General features: G+C 62.7%; 20 protein-coding genes. 14 read left to right on the top strand and 6 right to left on the bottom strand.

From position 1 onward, the window contains the following. Positions 1–89 precede the first annotated feature (89 nt). On the bottom strand, positions 90–1613 hold the full coding sequence (locus AC0L3D_RS19115) for a sigma-54-dependent transcriptional regulator (protein WP_027153233.1): 1524 nt from the start codon (positions 1611–1613) through the stop codon (positions 90–92). Between the two features lie 191 nt (positions 1614–1804). Here AC0L3D_RS19115 and AC0L3D_RS19110 point away from each other — a divergent pair, with 191 nt between their 5' ends. The 4 genes from AC0L3D_RS19110 (at position 1805) to AC0L3D_RS19095 (ending at position 6698) form a co-directional block, all read left to right on the top strand. Then, positions 1805–3643, top strand: a complete 1839-nt coding sequence (locus tag AC0L3D_RS19110) for a M3 family oligoendopeptidase (RefSeq protein WP_473645460.1) — start codon at positions 1805–1807, stop codon at positions 3641–3643. Positions 3644–3996: 353 nt separating this feature from the next. Next, on the top strand, positions 3997–4773 hold the full coding sequence (locus tag AC0L3D_RS19105; RefSeq protein ID WP_473645458.1) for a proton-conducting membrane transporter: 777 nt from the start codon (positions 3997–3999) through the stop codon (positions 4771–4773). 168 nt (positions 4774–4941) lie between these two features. Continuing rightward, positions 4942–6087: an aminodeoxychorismate synthase component I gene (locus tag AC0L3D_RS19100; protein WP_473645456.1), complete on the top strand. Its 1146-nt coding sequence runs from the start codon at positions 4942–4944 to the stop codon at positions 6085–6087. After that, on the top strand, positions 6036–6698 hold the full coding sequence (locus AC0L3D_RS19095) for an aminotransferase class IV family protein (protein WP_473645454.1): 663 nt from the start codon (positions 6036–6038) through the stop codon (positions 6696–6698). Before AC0L3D_RS19100 ends, AC0L3D_RS19095 begins: the two co-directional genes overlap by 52 nt. 130 nt (positions 6699–6828) lie before the next feature. Here the strand turns inward: AC0L3D_RS19095 and AC0L3D_RS19090 are convergent, their stop codons facing one another. After that, a complete protein-coding gene (locus AC0L3D_RS19090) occupies positions 6829–6969 on the bottom strand; it encodes a hypothetical protein (RefSeq protein WP_473645452.1) in 141 nt (46 codons plus the stop codon). Next, on the bottom strand, positions 6929–7537 hold the full coding sequence (locus AC0L3D_RS19085; RefSeq protein WP_473645451.1) for a hypothetical protein: 609 nt from the start codon (positions 7535–7537) through the stop codon (positions 6929–6931). The genes AC0L3D_RS19090 and AC0L3D_RS19085 overlap by 41 nt, the downstream gene beginning before the upstream one ends. Before the next feature lie 16 nt (positions 7538–7553). Here AC0L3D_RS19085 and AC0L3D_RS19080 point away from each other — a divergent pair, with 16 nt between their 5' ends. Continuing rightward, positions 7554–7934: a hypothetical protein gene (locus AC0L3D_RS19080; RefSeq protein ID WP_473645449.1), complete on the top strand. Its 381-nt coding sequence runs from the start codon at positions 7554–7556 to the stop codon at positions 7932–7934. Between the two features lie 192 nt (positions 7935–8126). On the opposite strand, the gene aztC is transcribed toward AC0L3D_RS19080, so the two are convergent. Beyond that, the gene (aztC, locus tag AC0L3D_RS19075) at positions 8127–9110 is read right to left on the bottom strand and encodes a zinc ABC transporter substrate-binding protein AztC (RefSeq protein WP_473645448.1); all 984 of its coding nucleotides are present in this window, start codon (positions 9108–9110) and stop codon (positions 8127–8129) included. Positions 9111–9468: 358 nt separating this feature from the next. Here aztC and AC0L3D_RS19070 point away from each other — a divergent pair, with 358 nt between their 5' ends. From AC0L3D_RS19070 to AC0L3D_RS19035, 8 genes are all read left to right on the top strand, one after another. After that, positions 9469–9849, top strand: coding sequence for a Fur family transcriptional regulator (locus AC0L3D_RS19070; protein ID WP_473645446.1), 381 nt, complete (start codon positions 9469–9471; stop codon positions 9847–9849). 83 nt (positions 9850–9932) lie between these two features. Beyond that, positions 9933–10937, top strand: coding sequence for a CobW family GTP-binding protein (locus tag AC0L3D_RS19065; protein ID WP_473645444.1), 1005 nt, complete (start codon positions 9933–9935; stop codon positions 10935–10937). Positions 10938–11626: 689 nt separating this feature from the next. Next, on the top strand, positions 11627–13072 hold the full coding sequence (locus AC0L3D_RS19060; protein WP_473645442.1) for a homospermidine synthase: 1446 nt from the start codon (positions 11627–11629) through the stop codon (positions 13070–13072). A 198-nt stretch (positions 13073–13270) separates the two neighbouring features. Further along, a complete protein-coding gene (gene omp10 / locus AC0L3D_RS19055) occupies positions 13271–13642 on the top strand; it encodes an outer membrane lipoprotein Omp10 (protein WP_023798063.1) in 372 nt (123 codons plus the stop codon). Positions 13643–13820: 178 nt separating this feature from the next. After that, positions 13821–15839 carry a 5'-nucleotidase C-terminal domain-containing protein gene (locus AC0L3D_RS19050; protein WP_473645440.1) on the top strand — a complete coding sequence of 673 codons (2019 nt, stop codon included), beginning with the start codon at positions 13821–13823 and terminating at the stop codon, positions 15837–15839. A gap of 147 nt (positions 15840–15986) precedes the next feature. Further along, positions 15987–17051, top strand: coding sequence for a ferrochelatase (gene hemH, locus AC0L3D_RS19045; protein ID WP_473645438.1), 1065 nt, complete (start codon positions 15987–15989; stop codon positions 17049–17051). A 149-nt stretch (positions 17052–17200) separates the two neighbouring features. Next, complete coding sequence (locus AC0L3D_RS19040) at positions 17201–18151, top strand: SPFH domain-containing protein (RefSeq protein WP_023798066.1); 951 nt, start codon at positions 17201–17203, stop codon at positions 18149–18151. A 4-nt stretch (positions 18152–18155) separates the two neighbouring features. After that, a complete protein-coding gene (locus AC0L3D_RS19035; RefSeq protein ID WP_023798067.1) occupies positions 18156–18626 on the top strand; it encodes an NfeD family protein in 471 nt (156 codons plus the stop codon). A gap of 76 nt (positions 18627–18702) precedes the next feature. Here the strand turns inward: AC0L3D_RS19035 and AC0L3D_RS19030 are convergent, their stop codons facing one another. Beyond that, on the bottom strand, positions 18703–19704 hold the full coding sequence (locus AC0L3D_RS19030; RefSeq protein WP_023798068.1) for a KpsF/GutQ family sugar-phosphate isomerase: 1002 nt from the start codon (positions 19702–19704) through the stop codon (positions 18703–18705). Positions 19705–19866: 162 nt separating this feature from the next. On the opposite strand from AC0L3D_RS19030, the gene AC0L3D_RS19025 reads away from it, so the two are divergent. Next, complete coding sequence (locus AC0L3D_RS19025) at positions 19867–21597, top strand: outer membrane beta-barrel protein (RefSeq protein WP_128247071.1); 1731 nt, start codon at positions 19867–19869, stop codon at positions 21595–21597. Positions 21598–21667: 70 nt separating this feature from the next. Here AC0L3D_RS19025 and galU read toward each other — a convergent pair whose 3' ends face one another. Next, positions 21668–22573, bottom strand: coding sequence for a UTP--glucose-1-phosphate uridylyltransferase GalU (gene galU / locus AC0L3D_RS19020; protein ID WP_023798070.1), 906 nt, complete (start codon positions 22571–22573; stop codon positions 21668–21670). Between the last annotated feature and the right edge of the window lie 71 nt (positions 22574–22644).

Raw genomic sequence — 22644 nt, 5'->3', positions numbered from 1 at the left:
GGCAAGCGCGTCGCCCGACCGCGTCACGCCCGATTCGCGACTATCGATTGTCCTGATGCCAGGTTGGCAAGCTGGTCCGGGCTTGCCTGTCAGGAAGCAAGCCGGTCGATACGGCCCGTTTCCGGATCGATGCCATATTCCTTGAGCTTCCTGTAGAGCGTCGAGCGGCCGATGCCGAGGCGGCGGGCAACTTCGCTCATCTGGCCGCTATAATGGTCGATGGCGAGCTTGATCATTTCGAGTTCGACATCGGCCAGCGCCCGCACATTGCCGCGTTCGTCCAGCGCCCGCAGCGTGCCGAAGCGAGGCTGCGGCCTGGCCGGCGGATCGAGCTCGGCTACAGCGATGCCGTTATCCTCGCCAAGCGGCTCGGTGACCAAAGGCAACGCGGGCAACGCGCCATGCGCATCGAGGTTGACGGTGCCCTCGACCTGCGCCCGAATCTGCGGAAACTCCTCTTCCGTCAGCAGATCGCCTTCACAAAGCACCGAGGCCCGGAAGACGGCGTTTTCCAGCTGGCGGATATTTCCCGGCCAGTCGTAGGCCTGGAGCATGGCGAGCGCCGCGGCCGAAATGCCGTGCAGGCGATGACGTGGACCAGTGGGCGCAACCTTCTCCAGAAAATGCTCGACCAAATACGGAATGTCGTCGCGACGGTCGCGCAGCGGCGGCACGAAGATCGGATAGACGTTCAGGCGGTAGAACAGATCCTCGCGGAACTTACCGTCCTTGACCTGCTGCAGAAGATTGCGGTGTGTCGCCGAGATCAGCCTGATATCGACCCTGACGGTCGAACGCCCGCCGACCGGATCGACCTCACCGTCCTGCACGGCGCGCAGCAGCTTGACCTGCACGTCGAGCGGCAGGTCGCCGATCTCGTCGAGGAAGAGCGTGCCCGAATGCGCCTCGACGAACTTGCCGGTGTGTTTTTCGGTGGCGCCGGTGAACGAGCCCTTCTCGTGGCCGAACAGGATCGATTCGACCAGATTGTCGGGGATGGCGCCGCAATTGACGGTGACGAACGGTTTTGAGCGGCGATCGCCGCTGCCCTGGATGGCGCGCGCCACCAACTCCTTGCCGACACCGGATTCGCCCTCGATAAGGATCGGGATGTTGGACGCGGCCGCCTTCTGGCCGAGACGGATCACCCGGTCCATCGCCGGGCTGTGCGTGATCATGTCCTTGAAGGTCAGATGGCCGCCGCGCCGCCGCGACGTGCGCTTCACTTCCCCCTCGACCGCCTCGACTTTGAGCGCGTTGCCGATCGATGCCTGCAGCCTGTCGGGAGATGCCGGCTTGACGACGAAATCGAAAGCACCGTGACGCATGGCCGAAACGACGGTTTCGATGCCACCCTGGGCGGTTTGCACGATGACCGGAACCTGGATGCCGCGCTCACGCATCGCCTTCAGCACGCCGATGCCGTCGAGGCCCGGCATGACGAGGTCGAGGATGACCACCGACACGTCGCGCGCCTTGGGCCCGTCGAGCGCGTCGAGACCGGCCTCGCCGCCATCCGTGATGATCGCGCTGTGGCCGAATTTCGTCACCGCCGCCTCGAGCAGCCTGCGCTGCACGGGATCGTCATCGACTATGAGTATGGAACCTGTCATGACTGGTTCAACGATGCTCGCCCAATATGCCCACCCCACTGTGCCCACCCAATGGGGAACCCTATGGATCATCCTGGCACAGGGTTCTAAATAAGATTTCAAAAAACCCGGTGAACGAATTGCTTAGGATTTGACCGGCTTTCTCATCCCCTTGATTCGTTGGCCCTTTGACAAACTGGAAAGTGTCGGCAATGCGCATGATTTTTGCTCGGCAGCTTGCGGCGGCGGCGTCCGGTCAGGGCGCGGCGGAGCTTGGTGATCTGCCGGAATGGGATCTCGCCGATCTCTATTCCGGCATGGACGCCCCCGAGCTGAAACGCGACATCGCCAAGGCGCTCGCCGATGCCATCAGCTTCGAGAGCCGCTGGAAAGGCACGCTCGCCGCCGAGGCGGAGCGTGCCGACAGCGGCAGGCTGGGCGAGGCGCTTGCCGCCTATGAGGCGCTGGAGGAACTGATTGGCCGGATCGTCTCCTATGCCGGACTGATCTACGCCGGCAACACCGCGGATCCGCAGCGCGCCAAGCTCTATGGCGACATTCAGGAGAAGATGACCGACGCCAGCGCGCATCTTCTGTTTTTCGCGCTCGAACTGAATCTTGTCGACGATGCCGCGATCGAAACCGCGCTTGCTGCCGATCCCGCCTTCGCTCACTACCGGCCGTGGGTGCTTGATCTGCGCATGGACAAACCCTACCAGCTCGAAGACCGGGTCGAGCAGCTTCTCCACGAGAAGTCGATTACCGGACGCGGCGCTTGGAACCGCTTGTTCGACGAGACGATGACCGACCTGCGCTTCGACATCGATGGCGAAGAGCTGACCCTGGAGCCGGCGCTGAACCGCCTCCAGCACGCCGATGGCGAGGTGCGCCGCCGGGCTTCTGAAGCGCTGGCCGCAACCTTCCGCAAGAATCTGCGCACGTTCACGCTGATCACCAACACGCTGGCCAAGGACAAGGAGATTTCCGACCGCTGGCGCGGCTTCGCCGACATTGCCGATTCGCGTCATCTCGCCAACCGCGTCGAGCGCAGCGTGGTGGATGCCCTGGCCTCAGCCGTTCATGACGCTTACCCGCGCCTGTCACACCGCTACTACGCGATGAAGGCGCGCTGGCTCGGCATGGAAGTGATGAACCACTGGGACCGCAACGCGCCGTTGCCGGAAACCCCGCAAGCGATCATCGGCTGGGACGAGGCCAAGAACACGGTGCTTTCCGCCTATCAGCGCTTTTCACCTGACATGGCGGAGATTGCCCGGGTTTTCTTCGACCGCAACTGGATCGACGCGCCGGTAAGGCCTGGCAAGTCGCCTGGCGCCTTCGCGCATCCGACCGTGCCGTCGGCGCATCCCTATGTCCTGCTCAACTACATGGGCAAGCCGCGCGACGTGATGACGCTGGCGCATGAGCTTGGCCACGGCGTGCATCAGGTGCTCGCCGCAAGCCAAGGGGCGCTGATGGCCTCGACGCCGCTGACACTGGCCGAGACGGCGTCCGTCTTCGGCGAGATGCTGACGTTCCGCTCGCTGCTGGACCAGACCACCGACAAGCGCGAGCGCAAGGCCATGCTTGCCCAGAAGGTCGAGGACATGATCAACACGGTCGTGCGCCAGATCGCTTTCTACGAGTTCGAGCGCAAGGTGCATGCCGAGCGCAAAAACGGCGAGTTGACATCGGACAGACTCGGCCAGTTCTGGCTGGAGGTGCAGGCGGAAAGCCTCGGGCCGGCGATCAAGCTGCGCGAAGGTTACGAGGTCTTCTGGAGCTATATTCCACACTTCATCCATTCGCCTTTCTACGTCTACGCCTATGCGTTCGGCGACTGCCTGGTGAATTCGCTCTATGCGGTCTATCAGAATGCAGAGCGTGGCTTTCAGGACAAATATTTTGCCATGCTGCGCGCCGGCGGCACCAAGCATCATTCCGAGCTCCTGGCTCCCTTCGGTCTTGATGCCACCGATCCTGCTTTCTGGCAGATCGGCCTTGGCGTGATCGGCGGGCTGATCGACGAGCTCGAAGCTTTGGACAATTGACGCACAGCGCTGAACATCCAGGTTCGACAGAACAGATTAGCCGCAATGCATATTGAAGGCCATTCTATTCTTTCCCTAAATATCTGTTCTTAAATAACTCTCCATGGAATTTTTCCGTTAGCTTTCCGGAAGCTGTATGATAGCGTCCCGCCTCAAGCTCAGTCGGGCGCGGCCAAATCTTCGGCCGGTCACGGCGCTTCGACGATTGCGACAGCGCCGTTGGCCATGGCAGGAAAGCCGGTCGCCGACAGCGCGATTTAAGCCGGCTGTTCCACGAGCAGCGGAGCCACCATTGAATGGTCCTTGTGCCAAGGTCCCAGGCCACGGCAGATGGATCGGACTGGAGAGAGACAATGGGCACTTTTTTCTACATGCTCCTGGCGTTCCTGGTAGGTGTGTTGGCTGGCTGGTTCATCTGGGGACGCCCGCGTGGCGATCTCGACAGCCTGCGCGGTGACATGGACCGCACCCGCAGCGAGCGCGACAGGCTGCGCGCCGACGCCGACCGCCTGACCCGTGAGCTGGAAGTATGCCGCGGCGCCCGCGCCGACCTGGAGCGCCAGTTGGGCGAGGCGCAAGGCACCAAGGCCGGTGCGACAAAGGCAGCAATCCCGGCACCGCCGGCATTGATGGCGACATCCGCGCCGGCCAACACGACGCCCGCTAAGACGACGCCGGCCAAGACCGGGCCGGCAAAGACCACGTCCAAGAAACCGGCGGCCGGGAAGGCGGCAGCCGCGCCGAAGGCCAGTGCATCGAAAGCTAGTCCGTCGCAGGCAAGTGCGCCAAAACCTCCCGCATCGAAAACCAGTGCTGCACCAAAGAGCGCTGCGCCAGCGGCAAAGAAAGCCGCGACAACAAAGGCGGCGGTGGGCAAAGCCAGCAATCTGCGCCGCCTGATCGGCATCGGTCCGGCCAACGAGCGATTGCTCCACGGGCTCGGAGTGACGACCTATGCGCAAATCGCCGCCTGGACGGCCGCCGACGTCAAGCGGATCGAGGAGACGTTGAACTTCGACGGCCGCATCGAGCGTGAGCGCTGGATCGAGCAGGCGAAACTGCTTGCCGCCGGCGATGAGGAGGAATTCGCGCGCCGCTTCCCGACCTCGGGGACCGGGAGCAACAGCTGAATTGCCTGCCGGCATCGAGCACACAAGGACCGGCGACGCCCGAGGTGCCGCCGGTTTGCTTTTGCACTAGCTGCGTTTGCGTCTTGAGACGCCGGTCTCTCGATTGCGCGCGATCGAGCCGCCATATAGAGCGATAGCTGGCGTCATCGATCGCAGCATCCGAGTCCCATGCCCCTGCCCTCTGCAATTTTTCGAAATGACGAGCGCGCACATCAGCTCGTCTTCGACGGGCCGGCCGACATCATCGTGGCGCATGAGGCAGAGGATTTCCTGCCGGCGCTGGACATTGCGCAGGCCGCGCATGACGCCGGCAAATGGCTGGCCGGCTATTTCTCCTACGAGGCCGGCTACCTGCTCGAGCCGAAGCTCGTTCCGCTGCTGCCGGGCGGACGCCGCGCCCCGCTTGTCTGCCTGGGGATCTTCGACGCGCCAGTCGAACAGCCGGTCGTGCCCGGCCACGCGCCGTCGACCAACGGCCCGATCTTCAACGCCAGGGCCGCCTGGACTTCGGAAGACTACGCAAAACGCTTTGCGCGGCTCCACAATCACATTCGCAAGGGTGATTGCTATCAGGGCAATCTGACCTTTCCGGTTCATGCGCAATGGTCGGGCGATCCGCTGGCCGCCTTCGACGCGCTGACGGAGCGCCAGCCGGTGAAATACGGCGCGCTGATCGCGCTCGGCGATCCGCTCGTCTTGTCGCGTTCGCCGGAACTGTTCTTCGAGATCGACGCCGCAGGCATGATCGAGACGCATCCGATGAAGGGCACCGCCCCGCGCGGCGCGACCAAGGCGGAGGACAAGCGGCTGAAGACGTTCTTGCTCAATGACGAGAAGAACCAGGCTGAGAACCGGATGATCGTCGATCTCCTGCGCAACGACATTTCGCTGATCAGCGAAGTCGGCACGCTGGAGGTGCCGGAGCTTTTCCGCATCGAGAGCTACCCGACCGTCCACCAGATGGTGAGCCGCGTGCGGGCCAAGCTGTTGCCCGACCTCAGCATCCGCCGGATATTCGCTGCGCTGTTTCCATGCGGATCGATCACCGGCGCCCCGAAAATCCGCGCCATGGAAATCCTGCACGATCTGGAAGCCACGCCGCGCGACGTCTATTGCGGCGCGATCGGCTGGATCGCGCCCGGCGGCACGATGCGTTTTTCGGTGGCGATCCGCACCATATCGCTCTTTTCCGGCGGCGAGGCCGTCTACAATGTCGGCGGCGGCGTCGTCTTCGATTCGACGGCCGAGGAGGAGTATCAGGAGTGCCTGCTGAAAGCGCGCTACGCGACGGGAACACCGCCGATTTCGAGCTGATCGAAACCATGCGCTGGCAGCCGGGCCAGGGCTTCCTCCGTTTCGACCGCCATTTGGCACGCCTTTATGGCTCGGCGGCCGAACTGGGTTTTGCCTGCGATCCGCAGAAGGTCGGCGAGATGCTCAGGAACGCCGTCGACAGGCCTGACATAGCCTTGCGCACACGCCTGGTCCTGTCGCGCAGCGGCAAGGCGACGGTCTCGGCGCTGCCTTATGAGCCGCACGCAGCCGACAAGGTCTGGAGGCTGCAACTGGCGCGGGTGCGGCTTGATTCAAGCGACCCGCTGCTGCGCCACAAGACGAGCCGCCGGGACACCTATCAGCGGGCGCGCGCCGAATATCTGATCAGCCGGGCCGACGAGGTTCTCTTGGCCAACGAGCGTGGCGAACTCTGTGAGGGCACGATCACCAATCTGTTTGCCGATTTCGGCGACGGCGCGCTGGCGACACCGCGGCTCGATTGCGGCTTGCTGCCTGGCGTGTTGCGCGGCGAATTGCTGGACGAAGGCCGCGCCCGCGAAGCAATCTACAGCCTGGATGATCTGAAGTCGGCCAAAGCGCTGTTCGTCGGCAATTCACTGCGCGGACTGATCCCGGCACGGCTTGGCTGAAATGCAATCGGTGCCGGACGATGCGCCCATTGCTGTGTCTCGAGCATGGTTCCCTTGCGAGTTGGAGAAGATGCGTCCGGCCCGAGAAGGAATGGGCCGGACGCGCGGCAGCCGCGCTTGGGAGGAGCGACTATTCGCCTTCGTGGGTCTGACCGGAGCCGCCGACGGAAACGATGTTGAAGGGCTTGCCTTCGACGGCAATGTCGCCGGTTTTCTCGAACGACGTCGCGTCAACGAGATGCAGCACGCCTTGCAGGGGATCGGTGACCACGATCTTGTCGCCGGCGACCGCGACACGCGGCCTCGGATCGCTCCAGTGACCGTCCATCGGATAAGGGGGCGGTCAGCTTGAGCGAGTTTGCGATCTCCCCCTTCACCACGTCGAGCTGGTGAAGCTGGCCGTCCTCGGTGAAGACGTAGGCGAACTTGGCACGAACGGGGTCGACCGCGAAATGCACGCGGCGCGTCGGAAGGTCGATCAGCCGGAATGCGTCGCTCTCGATCGTCGGATCGATCAGCACCACCTTGTCGGCGCCGTAGTTGCCGAGGAAATATTGCAGGCCTCTGCCGCCGATCAGCGTCGTCGTTTTGCCATCCGGCAGGCTGTCGGCATAGGGCAGATGACGGATCGCCCGACTGCCGTCGCCATGGCTGACGACAAGCAGGCCGGTCGCGCAGGCGAAAGCCAGGATATTGCCGGAAGACGCCTCGCCGTGGAGGTCTGGGCAGGCGTGGATGCCGCCGATCGGCGCGCCGGCCTTATCAGCGACCCTGATGCCGACCGGGAGTTCGTCCGGCTTTTCCCTGTTCGGCTCCGACAGGAGGACATGGGGAGCCATAGGCGACTGCGACGCCGTGCTGCGGCGCGTCGGTCTTCACTGCGCTGAAATCCGGCTTGCCGTCCAGGACCGACTTCTCGGAGATGATGCGCACGACACCCTCGCCGTCGAAAAAAACGGCGAAGTCTCCGTCATGCTCGACGAAATGCGACGGCTTCTTGCCTGTGATCTCGACGCCGGCAAGTTTTGGCGCTTCGAGTCGATGTCGCCGTGCTCGCCGTGGTCCTCGAAGGAAATGCCGCTCGCGATCCCGGCAACGACGCCGGCCGAGCCCTGCACGGCAAACACGGTCCTGCCGCTTTCGCTGCGATGGAGCGACGCCGGCCCTTTGATCTCAAGCGTGTCGAGCTTTTCGCCATCGATCGCATCGACTACGGTCACCTTCGGGTCCGCGTGATCCGAGATGAAGAGGCGCCATGCGGTCACCTCCTCGGCATGGGCAGCACTTGTTGATAGGGACACAAGCAGCGCGATGGCCGTGGCTGACGCCCAATTTGTCCTCACGGTATTCTTCTTGAATGTTATTACATAACTCTTGGTGATCGACGAAGAGGCGGATTGCTCCGCCTTTCCATCACAGGGCTGGCGGTCAGCTTCCGAGGATCGCGCCTTTGATCGTCGTGATGTTGTGCCGCATCATCTCGAGATAGGTCGCAGCCGGACCGTTCTTATCCGACAGGGCGTCGGAGTAGAGTTCACCGCCGACTTTCAGGCCCGTCTCGCTGGCGATCTGCTCGATCAGGCGCGGATTGGTGACGTTCTCCACGAAGATTGCCGAAGCCTTGTCTTGCCTGATCTGTTTGATCAGGGCCGCGACGTCGGAGGCTGACGCCTCGGATTCGGTGGAGACGCCCTCCGGTGCCAGGAATTTTATGCCGTATTCGTGTTCGAAATAGCCATAGGCGTCGTGGGAGGTGATGATCGTGCGCTTGTCCTCGGGGATCTCAGCTACGGCAGCTTTGATCTCCGCTTCCAGTGCCTCGAGCTGCTGGCCGTATGATTCGGCATTGGCCCGATAAGTGTCACAGCCGGCTGCATCGGCGGCACAGAAGGCGTCGGCGATGTTCTTCACATAGAGTTCGGCATTGTGCACCGACTGCCATGCATGGGGATCGGACTCGCCGTGATGATGGTGCCCTTCCTCATGGCCCTCTTCCGCCGCGGCGTGTTTTTCCCCGCCCTCGGCCGCTTGATCCTGATCGTGGTGACCTTCTTCCTCGGTCTTGCGCAACACCTCGCCACCTTTGGTCAATTCCACGATCGGCGCCTTGGTGGCGCTCGCCTCGACGAGACGCTGGAGGAAGCCCTCGAACTGGAGGCCGTTGACCAGCACCACGTCGGCCGAACCGACGGTTGCCGCGTCGGCCGGCTTTGGTTCGTAGACATGGGCGTCACCATTTGGGCCGACCAGCGTGACGATGTCGACACGATCGCCGCCGACATTCTTGGCTAAATCGGCGATGATCGAGAAACTGGCGACAACCCTGAGGTTCTCGGCAGCGGCCACCGACGGAGCGATTGGCATCGATGTTATAGCGCCTATCACGGCGGCGAGTTTTAGCGTCCTGGACATTCGATCGACTCCTTTGTTCAAGCGGTTCGGGGGGAGATGCGCCGGACGCGTCGCGAGCAGCCGCGCGTCCCGGCAGAGATTAGAAGGCAATGTGGATCGTGCCCGCCGACAAATGATCGCCGGGCCGTACGATCCCATCGAGGCGCGCTGTTGCGGCCCAGCGGCAGGTCTTGAAGCGTCAGGTCTTGAAAGATCACGCAAGCCGCCATTCGATCCATCACCGCGGGAGCCATCGAAGTCAGCCCCGCTCTTGACGATCCGTTATGTTATGTTATCACGCTCGTCAATCCAAAATGTTATACTATAACTGACGCCCGCCATTGTGCTCAAAACTGCCTGGAATACGAGGGAACAGCGGATGCCTGGACGCAACCAGCAGCTGGTACTCGACGCGCTGACGCGCTCCGAGAGGCCGATGGGGGCCTATGAACTGCTTGGACTTCTTCGCCAGGAAGGGCTCCGCTCACCGCTACAGATCTATCGCGCTCTGGATCGGCTCGTCGAGCAGGGCCTGGTTCACCGGATCGAGAGCCTGAGCGCGTTTGCGCTCTGCGTCCACAGCGAATGCGGCACCCATGGGCGCGCCGCCTTTGCAATCTGCGCGAATTGCGGACGGGCAAGTGAGGTTCATGACCCGGCATTGGAGCGGGTGCTGCGCCTGATTGCCCGACGGCAGCGCTTCCAAACCAACTCGGCCACGGTGGAGCTTTCGGGTCTATGCGAGGCTTGCGCGCATTGAACAGGCGGTGGCCTTCCGTCTACGGGGCGATCCAATCGGCTCGCGCCTGACCCAGCTGAAATCCGCAACATCCGGAGACGACCATGCCTCTTGAAGCCTCCCAGAAAATGGCCGTCACGGTTCTTACCGGTTACCTCGGCGCCGGCAAGACGACGCTGCTCAACCGCATCCTGTCCGAACAGCACGGCAAGCGTTACGCCGTGATCGTCAACGAGTTCGGCGAGATTGGCATCGACAACGACTTCATCGTCGATACCGACGAAGAAGTCTTCGAGATGAACAACGGCTGCATCTGCTGCACGGTGCGCGGCGACCTGATCCGGATCATTGAGAGCTTGATGCGGCGCAGAGACCGTTTCGACGCCATCCTGATCGAGACGACCGGCCGTGCCGATCCCGCCCCCGTCGCCCAGACCTTCTTCGTCGACGACGATGTCAGGCAGAAGACGAAACTCGATTCGATCATCACCGTCGCCGATGCCAAGCATCTCCTCGGCGAGTTGGATCATGCCCACGAGGCGCAGGAGCAACTCGCCTTCGCCGATATCGTCATACTGAACAAGACCGATCTGGTGGCGCCGGCCGAACTCAAGGCAGTGGAGGCGCGCATTCGCAGGACCAACCCGACGGCTGCGATCAAGCATTCCATACGTTGCAACGTTCCACTCGACGAGGTTCTGGATCGCGGCGCGTTCGATCTGAACCGTGTCCTCGAAGTCGAACCGGACTTTCTCGACGCGGGCAACGACCATGTGCATGACGATCACGTCACCAGCTTCTCTCTCGTCACGGAAGCTTCGATCGATCCGCGCAAGTTCTTGCCGTGGATCCAGATGATCACACAGAAATTCGGCATCGACATGCTGCGCATGAAAGGCATCCTGGCGTTCGAGGGCGATGAACACCGCTTTGTCGTTCAGGCCGTCCACATGCTGCTCGAAGGCGACCACCAGCGCCCCTGGAAAGCGGGCGAGAAGCGCGTCAGCCGCCTGGTATTTATCGGCCGCAACCTGCCCAAAGGCCTGATTGAAGACGGCTTCCTCAAATGCCGCGCCGAAATGGACTCGCTGGTGGCGCTGAATGCATAGGGCAAGGCCGACGACAGCGCGCGTCCTTTATCCCGTTGCCGAGCGCCTTCGTCTTCGGGACGGGATTGGAAATGAACCGTCTCGCGAACCCACTCGCCCCGCGCGGCCTTGCCCTTCCGGAGAAGACCAGACAGATCAAGGTCTGGATTCGCAGGGCTTGCGGGCTCGATGACGATGTCGTCGTGTCCGTCACGGAGCTGGCATGCCGCAAAAAATGGCTGTCCCGACATTGAAACGGTGATCGGCATAATGCGTCCCGGCGAGAAAATCGAAACGATCCGGGTCAACAAGGCAATCGCCGATGTGACCTCGCACGATCTGCCGCGAGGGTGAATGGATCGGGACATGCGCAGAGTGTTCGGCCTCTCGACCGAAGCTGACGGCGCTTACCGAGTGTCACCGGGCTGTGGCCCGGATCCGGACCCATCGACGAGCCAATGCTCGCCGCATCTTCGGCCGCGCAACTGCTGGCGCTCGACTTTGCCAACGGCGACTACAAGGGAATGACGGCCGGCCGTCAGCGGCTGGTCGTCTCCTTAACCACATGACGAATGCGGCGTAGCTCGCGGCTTTTCGCTGGTTTATGACAATGATCTGTGGTTGTAGCGCGTGGCGGTCGGGCAAAAAAATGCTCCGCTTTGCGTCTGTTTGCCCGGCTTTTCAGCCTATCTGAGGGAGTAATCGATAAAATGGCGAATGAAAACTGGCCCGTTTACGGTGAGATCACCGGCCCTGTCGTGATGATCGGCTTCGGCTCGATCGGACGGGGAACGCTGCCGCTGATCGAGCGCCATTTCAAGTTCGACAAGTCGCGCATGACGGTCATCGACCCACGCGATACCGACCGCAAGCTGCTCGACGAGCGCGACATCACCTTCATGCAGGATGCGGTGACCAGCAAGAACTACAAGAAGCTTTTGACGCCGCTGCTGACCAAAGGCGGTGGCCAGGGCTTTTGCGTCAACCTGTCGGTCGACACCGGCTCGGTGGATTTGATGCGGCTCTGTCGCAAGCTGGGTGTGCTTTACATCGACACCGTCGTCGAGCCATGGCTCGGCTTCTATTTCGACACCAAGGCCGACACTGGCAGCCGCACCAATTATGCGCTGCGCGAATCCATGATCGAAGAAAAGCGCGCGCACCCCGGCGGGGCGACCGCAATCTCCACCTGCGGCGCCAACCCAGGCATGGTCTCGTGGTTCGTCAAGCAGGCGCTGGTCAACCTCGCAACCGATCTTGGCCTCGAATTCTCCGAGCCCGCGCAGCACGATCGCGATGCTTGGGCCAGGCTGATGAAGAAGGCCGGCGTCAAGGGTATCCACATCGCCGAGCGCGACACACAGCGCACCAAGAAGCCGAAGCCGATGAACGTGTTCTGGAATACCTGGTCGGTCGAAGGCTTCATCTCGGAAGGGCTTCAACCGGCCGAGCTCGGCTGGGGCACGCATGAGACGTGGATGCCGAAGAACGGCAAGAAGCACAAGCATGGCTCGAAGGCCGCAATCTATCTGGAGCAGCCGGGCGCCAACACGCGTGTGCGCAGCTGGTGCCCGACGCCAGGCCCGCAATATGGCTTCCTGGTGACGCACAACGAGTCGATCTCGATCGCCGACTTCTTCACCCTGCGCGGCAAGAAGGGCAAGGTCCAATATCGCCCGACCTGCCACTACGCCTACCATCCCTGCAACGACGCCGTGCTGTCGCTGCATGAGATGTTCGGCGCCGCCGGCAAGGCACAACCGGTGCATCACGTGCTCGATGAAAACGAACTGGTCGACGGTGTCGACGAACTCGGCGTGCTGCTCTACGGCCACGACAAGAACGCCTATTGGTACGGCTCGCAGCTGTCGCTGGCGGAGGCGCGCAAGCTGGCGCCTTATCAGAACGCCACGGGCATGCAGGTCACGTCGGCAGTGCTGGCGGGCATGGTCTGGGCGCTGGAAAATCCCGAGGCCGGCATCGTCGAGGCGGACGAGATGGACTACAGGCGCTGCCTGGAAGTGCAGTCGCCCTATCTCGGGCCGATCAAGGGCTACTACACCGACTGGACGCCGCTCGACAACCGCCCTGGGCTGTTCCCGGAAGACGTCGACAAAAACGACCCATGGCAATTCCGCAACATCCTCGTTCGATAGTTCAGCATCCCCGTTCGATAGCAATGTCTCACTGCCTTGCAATCGTCTGGAAATCGGGCGATTGAAGGAAGGCGGCCTGGAGCGACGTGCATCCATTTGGACGCACAAAGTACGCTCTAGCGGTTCGAGTGTACGCATCGTGCTTTCCGAAAAATCGCATCGATTTTCGGGCCAATGCGAGAGGAGAGGATCTTGATGATGACGATTGCGCGCAAATTGCTTTCGGCCGGCGTTGTCGCGGCCGCTGCCGCCTTGGCGGCGTGCACCACCGCCGGCCCGGGCGGGCCGCCATCGGCCACGCGGAGTCCGGTCGAAGGCTCATGGATCGACGCGCAGGGCACAGGCCTGTCGACCTTCGCCGGCGGCAGCTTCAAGACCGTCGCCACCGACACCGGCCAGAAGCTTGCCGACGGCAGTTACGCCATGACCGGCGGCACCTCGGTCCAAATCCAGGGCACTTCGCTGATCCGCCAGACGCCGATCAGCTTCAACTGCTTGTTGATCTCCACCTCGCAGCTTAACTGCACCAGCGTGAGCGGGCAGAACTTTGTGCTGACGCGACGCACCTGAGCCCATACTGAACTGCTTTTGCAAAGGACGGCGGGTTGAGGCCGCCGTCTTTTTGTGCCGGCAAAGCTGGGCCCGATTCCGCTTGCATCGGCTAAAACGCGATGTGAACATGGGCGAAAAGCCGGCTGTTATGTTCCAGTCGAGCGAGGGCGTTAAACACGTCATCCGGGAGACGAAGATGAAGAAGATCGCCGCCATTGCCGCCCTGTCGGCGTCTACGCTTGGCCTGTCGACCGGCATGTCCTTTGCCGACTACACGCTGAACATCCTGCACATCAACGACTGGCACAGCCGCATCGAAAGCAACAACAAATATGAATCGACCTGCTCGGCCGAAGAGGAGACCAAGGGCGAGTGCACCGGCGGCGCGGCGCGGCTGATCACGGCGATCGCCCAGCAGCGGAAGAAGCTGGAAGGCCAGAACGTGCTGCTGCTCAGCGCCGGCGATAATTTCCAGGGTTCGCTGTTCTATACGACCTACAAGGGCAAGTCCGAAGGCGAATTCCTCAACCAGATGAAATTCGACGCCTTGGCGGTCGGCAATCACGAGTTCGACGACGGCGAGGCGGCGCTGGCGCCGTTCCTGGATATGATCAAGTTTCCGGTGCTCGGCGCCAATGTGAAGGCCAACGCGCAATCCAAGCTCGGTGACCGCGTGAAACCGTCTGTTGTGATCGAGGTCGGCGGCCAGAAGATCGGCGTCGTCGGCGCGGTCACCAACGACACGCCGGAGCTCGCTTCGCCAGGCCCTAACGTCACGATCGAGGACGACGTCAAGTTGATCACGTCAGAGGTCGAGAGGTTGAAGGGAGAAGGCGTCAACAAGATCATCGCGGTCACCCATATTGGTTACAAGCGCGAGCGTGACGTCATCGCCAAGATCCCGGGTGTTGACGTGGTGGTTGGCGGCCACAGCCATTCGCTGCTGTCCAACACGGACCCCAAGGCTGAAGGCCCCTACCCGACGATGGTCGACAATCCGGACGGCTACAAGGTGCCGGTCGTCCAGGCGGCGTCCTATTCGAAATATCTCGGCGAGTTCAAGGTCGTGTTCGACGACAACGGCGTCGTCAAGCAGGCCAGCGGCGACCCGATCTACCTCGACAAATCGATCACGCCAGACCCCGCCGTGCTTGCCCGCATCAAGGAACTCGGCGCGCCGATCGAGGCGTTGAAGAACCAGGAGGTCGCCGAAACCACCAAGGCGATCGACGGCAGCCGTGAGAACTGCCGCACCCGCGAGTGCGAGATGGGCAATCTCGTTTCCGATGCCGTCCTCGACCGCGTCAAGGACCAGGGTGTCGAGATCGTCATCACGAATGGCGGCGGTCTGCGCGCTTCGATCGACCAGGGCACCGTCACCATGGGCGAGGTGCTGAACGTGCTGCCGTTCCAGAACACAGTGGCGACCTTCCAGATTTCCGGCAAGGATCTGGTTGCCGGGCTGGAGAACGGTCTCAGCCAGATCGAGGACGGCGCCGGCCGCTTCCCCCAGGTTGCCGGCCTGAAGTATTCATTCGACAAATCGGCCACCGCGAATGCCGGGCGCGTCAAGTCGGTCGAGGTCATGCAAGGCGGCAGGTGGACGCCGATCAATCCGGACAAGGATTACCTGGTCGCCACCAACAACTATGTGCGCCAGGGTGGCGACGGCTACAAGGTGTTCGCCGACAAGGCCAAGAACGCCTACGATTACGGTCCGGGCCTCGAACAGGTGGTCGCCGATTATCTCGGCGCGCATCGGCCCTATACGCCGAAGCTCGAGGGCCGCATCACCGAAATCACGGCCGCCGCCGCGGCGGAACCGGCCCAGCAGCCGGCTCAGGAATCGGCGAAGCCGGCCGAGGCTCCCGCTCCGGCCGAGCCCGCAAAACCGGCAGAAACGGCTCCAGCCGCGACTGCGGAGCCGGCGATGCCCGAACCGCCGGCCGGTTCGGACGATATTGCCACGACACCGCCAGCCGTGCCGACGGAACCCGCCCCGGCAGCGCCGGCACCAGCGGAGGCTGCGCCTGCCGAGCCGGCAAAGCCGGCCGAAAGCAGCCATGTGATCGTTGCCGGCGACACCTATTGGGATTTGGCGGAAAAGGCCTACGGCGATGGCGCCAGGTGGAAAACGATCTCCGACGCCAACCAGGACTACGAGCCGCGCCGCCTTCCCGTCGGCGCAACCTTGACCATCCCGGCCGCAAACTGAATTCTTCGGTCATTGTTGGAAAACCCGTCCGGCAAACCGGGCGGGTTTTTCTGCTTTTGCCTCCCAAGCTTAGATAAGGTGCGGCCAGACGCTGCATTGAAAACCGGCGCGGCATCGCTAGTTTCACGCGGTGTCCGGAGATCCTTTATGACGCCTTCCAACCCTGCCGATCCCAAGGCCGCGACGGTCCTCGACCCGCTGCCGGCAAGACAGCCGCCGGTCGGGGCGGGCAGGATCGGCGTCATGCTGGTTAATCTCGGCACTCCCGACGGCACGGAATTCAAGCCGATGTGGCGCTATCTCAGAGAGTTCCTGTCCGATCCGCGCGTCATCGAACTCAACAAGGCGATCTGGTACCCGATCCTCTACGGGCTGGTTCTCACCACACGGCCGAAGAAGTCGGGCGCCAACTATGCCAGGATCTGGAACCGGCAGCGTGACGAGTCGCCGCTGCGCACCTACACCCGCGCTCAGAGCGAAAAGCTGACCGAGGCGCTGCGCGACCTGCCCGGCGTCAGCGTCGACTGGGCAATGCGTTACGGCAATCCTTCGACCGAGAGCGTCGCCAAAGGGCTGGTCGCGCAGGGCTGCGACCGCATTCTGACATTTCCGCTTTATCCGCAATATTCCGCGACCACGACCGCCACCGCCAACGACCAGTTGTTTCGCGCGCTGATGAAGATGCGCCGCGCCCCGGCGATCCGCAGCGTGCCGCCCTACTATGCCGAACCGGTCTATATCGAAGCGCTCGCCCGTTCGATCGAGCGCCATCTGGCGAGCCTCGATTTCGAGCCGGAAATGGTCATCGCCTCCTACCACGGCATTCCAAAACCCTATTCCGACAAGGGCGATCCCTATCAGGCCCATTGCCTGGAGACGACCCGGCTGCTGCGGGAAAAGCTCGGCTGGAATGAGAAGAAGCTGATCACCACGTTCCAGTCGCGCTTCGGCGCGCAGGAGTGGCTGCAGCCCTACACCGACAAGACGGTCGAAAAACTGCCCGGAGAAGGCGTGAGATCGATCGCCATCGTCAATCCAGGCTTTTCTGTCGACTGCATCGAGACGCTGGACGAGATCGGCAGGGAGGCGGCCGAGACCTTCCATCATGCCGGCGGCGAAAAGTTCGCGCATATTCCCTGCCTCAACGACAGTGCCGAGGGCATGGCGGTGATCGAGGCGATGGTGCGGCGCGAACTGTCGGGTTGGGTGTGAAGCCGATACAATCGAGCGCCGCCAACCGGCTTTCTATGAACCGGTTATCCACTAACACCTGATTGTAACGTCCCTGAAACACACTTAAGTGTTTGGTGAAGTCGGTCGCGTTGAAACATTTCCGTGACCGGCATCTGAGGGAGAGCCAAATGGATTTCAGTGGTTTCGATATCGCGCTTCTTGTTCTTGTCGCTCTTGTCGTGCTCGTGCTTTTCAAAGGCATCCGGACAATCCCGCAAGGCTACAATTACACCGTCGAACGCTTTGGCCGTTATACCAGGACATTGAGCCCCGGCCTCAACCTCATCGTGCCGTTCGTTGACCGCATCGGCTCCAAATTGAACATGATGGAGCAGGTGCTCGACGTCCCGACGCAGGAGATCATCACCCGCGACAACGCCACCGTCGCCGTCGACGGCGTCGCCTTCTACCAGGTGCTCAACGCGGCGCAGGCCGCCTACCAGGTCGCCGGTCTGGAGAACGCCATCCTCAACCTGACGATGACCAACATCCGTACCGTGATGGGGTCGATGGACCTCGACGAGCTGCTGTCGAACCGCGACGCCATCAACGAACGCCTGCTGCGCGTCGTCGACGAGGCGGCGCATCCCTGGGGCATCAAGATCACCCGCGTCGAGATTAAGGACATCAATCCACCGGCCAATCTCGTCGAATCGATGGGGCGCCAGATGATGGCCGAGCGCAACAAGCGCGCGCAGATCCTCGACGCCGAAGGCCTCAAGCAGTCACAGATCCTGGAAGCCGAGGGCCGCAAGGAAGCCGCCTTCCGCGACGCCGAGGCGCGCGAACGCTCGGCCGAGGCCGAGGCCCGCGCCACGCAAGTGGTGTCGGAAGCGATCGCCAAGGGCGACGTGCAGGCGCTCAACTACTTCGTTGCGCTGAAATACACCGAAGCACTGACCAGGATCGGCTCCGCCACAAACAGTAAGGTCGTGCTGATGCCTATGGAAGCTTCGTCATTGATCGGCACGCTCGGCGGCATCGGCGCGATCGCCAAGGAAGTTTTCGGCAGCGAGGGCACTGCCGGCAGCACGCGGCAGGCTGCACGCCCGCCCGTGGTTCGTCCCAGCGAGACCTGAGGCCATGTTCGAACGCATCATTTCCGAACTCGGCCCCTGGGTTTGGATGGTTCTCGGCTTCGTCCTCCTGGTGATGGAGGTCATCGCACCGGGCATATTCATGCTGTGGATCGGCATCGCCGCGCTGCTGATCGGCGTGGTGTCCCTGCTCATCTGGGACGCGGACTTCTGGACCTGGCAGATCCAGGTTCTCGCCTTCCTGGCGATGTCGCTGGTTTCAACCTATGTCGGCAAGAGACTGGTGGGTGGGCGCGATGATGGCACCGATCAGCCACTGCTCAACCGCCGCGGCGCACAGATGATCGGCAGGATGGCCACCCTGGACGAGCCGATCAGGGACGGCCGCGGCCGCATAAAGCTGGGCGACACGCTATGGCGCATCTCCGGCCCCGACCTGCCGGCCGGCACGCAGGTGCGCGTGACGGGCGCGGCCGACGCCGATCTGGAACTGACGGTCGAGGCGGTCCTGGACTGATCCGACCATCTCGGCGGGCGACTTTTCAAACAGGCCTGATGTCTCTCAGAGACTGTTTCGATTCGCTCTGGCGAGCTCAGGCCGCGCCGATGCGCAGCAGATCGTGCAGATGGACAAGTCCGACCGGCCGTCTGCCTTCGACAACCATCAGGCTGGAGATGGTCGAACTGTTGATCGTCTGCAGCGCGGTCGCCACCAGCGTATCCGGTCCGGCCGTCTTCGGCTCCTTGGTCATGACCTGATCGACGCTCATCGCCAGAAGATTGCTGCCGATGTGGCGCCTGATGTCGCCGTCGGTGATGATGCCGATCAGCGCACCATCCGCAGCGGTTATCGCCACACAGCCAAACCCCTTGCGCGACAATTCGAGGATCGCTTCTTGCATTCCAGTGCCGGAAGGCACCAGCGGCAGCCTGTCGCCGACATGCATGATCTCGCGGATCTGCGTCAGATTGGCGCCAAGTTGCCCACCGGGATGGAAGGTGCGGAAATGATCCGGCGTGAAGCCGCGCGCTTCGAGCAGCGCGATGGCCAGTGCATCGCCGATCACCAGTTGCAGCAGCGTCGATGTCGTCGGCGCCAGGCCGTGCGGGCAGGCTTCCGACGCACGCGGCAGCAAAAGCACCACATCGGCCGCCCGCGCCAGCGCCGATCGCTCTCCGGCAGTGACTGCGATCAGCGGAATCGAGAAGCGCCTGGAATAGGCGATGATGCCCTTGAGCTCGCGGCTCTCGCCCGACCACGATATGGCGATGATGGCGTCGTCCCTGGCGATCATGCCGAGGTCGCCATGATTGGCTTCGGCAGAATGGACGAAGAAAGCCGGCGTGCCGGTCGAGGCGAGCGTCGCCGCGATCTTTGAGCCGATATGGCCGCTCTTGCCGACGCCGGTGACGATGACGCGGCCAGCGATATGCGACACAATATCGACGGCGCGCGCGAACGGTTCGGTCAATCCGTTTTCGAGCGCGGCCGCCAGCGCCGCGACACCGGCCTGCTCGGTCGCTACCGTTCTAAGCGCCGAGGCGATCGAAGCCTGCCCATCGAGCCGCTTCTTGTCTGGGGATCCCGCATGCATGGCTGATGCGATTAGCGCTTTGCTGCGCGCCTGTCCAACGGAATTGCCATCCGTCAGCCGTCAAGTGGGCTTTGATCGACCGCCGCCTCAACCCGACGTTAACCATCCCCGTTTACGGTTCGGTAAGTATGGCGCGCGTGCGCCGCGCAAGCAGTGGTAGCGATGTCCGGGGCCCCGCCTGAAAAGAAAAGAAGACGAAACGGCAAGGCGGTCTGCGCCTTGCTGCTGGCGACCAGCGTCTTCGCCTTGCTGCGGCCTGCGCAGCCCTATGCCCAGGTAACCGAGCTGCGCGGCGAGGTTTCGGAATCGGCGATTCTGGACGACCAGCAGCGCAAAACCAGGCAATTGAGCATCGCCCAGGATCAGACGGCGCAGGCCGGTGCAACCACCCAGAGCACTGCGCCGACGCCCGCCTATCAGCCGGCCAGCCCGGGCGCCGTGCAGGACGACGACGCGGCACCCGCGACCGGCAGCATTTTTGATCCGCCGGAAGCAACCGACGATCCGTTTGCGGACGCCCCCGTTCCCGTCCCGCCGCGCCGGCCATCGAGCGCAACCCAGGGCGCAGCCGATCAGGACGAAGCCGCCGAGACACAGGCCGCCACCGCGGCGACGGCCCCGACGGATGACGAGGACACCGCCGAGACGGACCCAATCAATTCCCGTGCCGTGACTATCGATTCCGCCGACAGGCAGCAACTCGATCCGGGCGCCGAGCGCGCCGAAGCCATCGAAGGCCGGGACAGGAGGGCCGAGGACGATCCGTTCGCCGCCACCGGTATCAAACTCGGCTCCTTCGTGATCAGGCCGACGCTCGAGCAAGGCCTGAAGGCCTCATCGAATGCCGATTCAAGCAGCGAAGGAAAGCCGGCCCTGCTGTCGGAAACGACGCTGCGCTTCAACGCGATCTCCGACTGGCGGGAGAATTCGGCTATCGTCGACGGCTACGGGACCTTTCTCAAGACCCTATCGGGCGACGAGGTTGAGGAGGCGCGCGGCCGTGTCGAAGGCACGCTCAATGTCGACTTCGACAACGATCTGCGCGCTATCGCCAAGCTCGGTTACGAGGCGGCGCCGGAATCGGCTTCCTCGCCGGTCGTCATCGAAGGCACCGCCGAGCAGCCGGTGCGCCAGACCATTGATGGCAGCCTGGCGGTCGAGAAGGATGCCGGCAAGATGCGCTTCGCCCTGACCGGCGCAGTCGAACACGACATCTACGGCGACGCCAGGCTTTCGACGGGCGGAACGCTGTCGCAGAAAGACCGCGATTCGACGCTCTATACCGCCACCTTGCGCACCGGCTATGAGATTTCGCCCGCCATCACCCCTTTCACCGAGGTCGAAATCGGCCGCCGGGTCTATGATTTGCGGGTCGACAGCAATGGTTTCGAACGATCCTCGACGCGGCTTGGGGTTCGGGCCGGCGCCGAGCTCGACCTCGGCGAGAAGCTTGCCGGCGAGTTCTCGGCCGGCTGGCTGCGCGAGGCGATCGACGATGACCGCCTGCCGGCAATTTCGGGCGCCACGGTGAACGCCGACCTCAGATGGTCGCCGCAACGCGGCACCACGATCGGCCTCACCGGGCAGACGATCGTCGAGGGCACGACAACCGCCGACGAAAGCGGCACCATCCTTTACTCCGGCCTCCTCACCGCCGAGCGGGAAATCCGTGCCAACCTGATCGGCAACGCAGCTCTCGGCGTAGACTGGCGCGACTACATCGGGTCGGACGGCCAGGATCTGACGCTGAGCGCCGAGGCCGGACTGACATGGTGGCTGAACCGATATGCCGGACTGACCACCCGCGCCAGAACTGAAAAACAGACCAGCAACATCGAGGGCCGCGACTACACCGCCCACAGCATCTTTGTCGGGGTGACGCTGCAGCCGTAAACCAAGCCGCCGCGCACCCTCGGTTCAGGCCCGAGGGCATGCTTTTGCGCCGCATGCATTAGCCCGGGGGTTAGAACGCCGCGCCCCGCTGCTCTGACGGTTTCATCTCGTCGAGAAGCTTGCTGATAACGCCCGCCATGCGTCCGTTCATGTCGCTGCGCCACAGCGCGAAGGCGACGTTGGCCTCGACAAAGCCTTCCGGCGATCCGCAATCGAAGGTGCGCCCTCGGTAGTGGCAGCCATAGAAGGGCTGCTGCTTCTCCAGCTTCAGCATCGCATCGGTGAGTTGTATCTCGTTGCCGGCGCCCTTCTCCTGGCCTTCGAGTATCCCAAATATCTCCGGCTGCAGGATGTAGCGCCCGTTGATGTATAGGTTGGAGGGTGCCGTGCCGGTCTTCGGCTTTTCCACCATGCCGGTAATGCGGAAACCGTGATGCGTATCCTCGCCGCGGCCGACGATGCCGTATTTATGGGCCTCGGCGGGGTCGCATTCCTGAACCGCGACGATGTTGTTGCCGGTCTCGGCATAAAGCTCGACCATCTCCTTCATGCAGCTTTTTTCGGACTGCATGATCATATCGGGCAAAAGCAGCGCGAAGGGCTCGTCGCCGACCAGCTCGCGGGCACACCAGACGGCATGGCCAAGGCCAAGCGGCACCTGCTGGCGGGTGAAGCTGGTCTGCCCTGGCGAAGGTTGCAGCCGCTGCAGGCGGGCGAGCTCGTCGTCCTTGCCGCGTTGGGCAAGCGTGTCATAGAGTTCGAACTGAACGTCGAAATGGTCCTCGATGACCGCCTTGTTGCGTCCGGTCACGAAGATGAAATGCTCGATGCCGGCTTCGCGTGCCTCGTCGACCACATACTGGATGACAGGCCTGTCGACGACGGTCAGCATTTCCTTGGGTATGGCCTTGGTGGCCGGGAGGAAACGCGTGCCGAGGCCAGCGACCGGGAAAACTGCCTTGCGAACTCTCTTCATGCTGTCAAATATCCGCTTCTAAGGCTGTTCGGCAATCCCGCTTCAAGACATTTTCGTGCCGGAATCTGGGA

The organism is Mesorhizobium sp. WSM4837, assembly GCF_055811435.1.
Note: the sequence above shows the minus strand (reverse complement) of the source record. Positions and strands in the feature narration are given on the sequence as shown.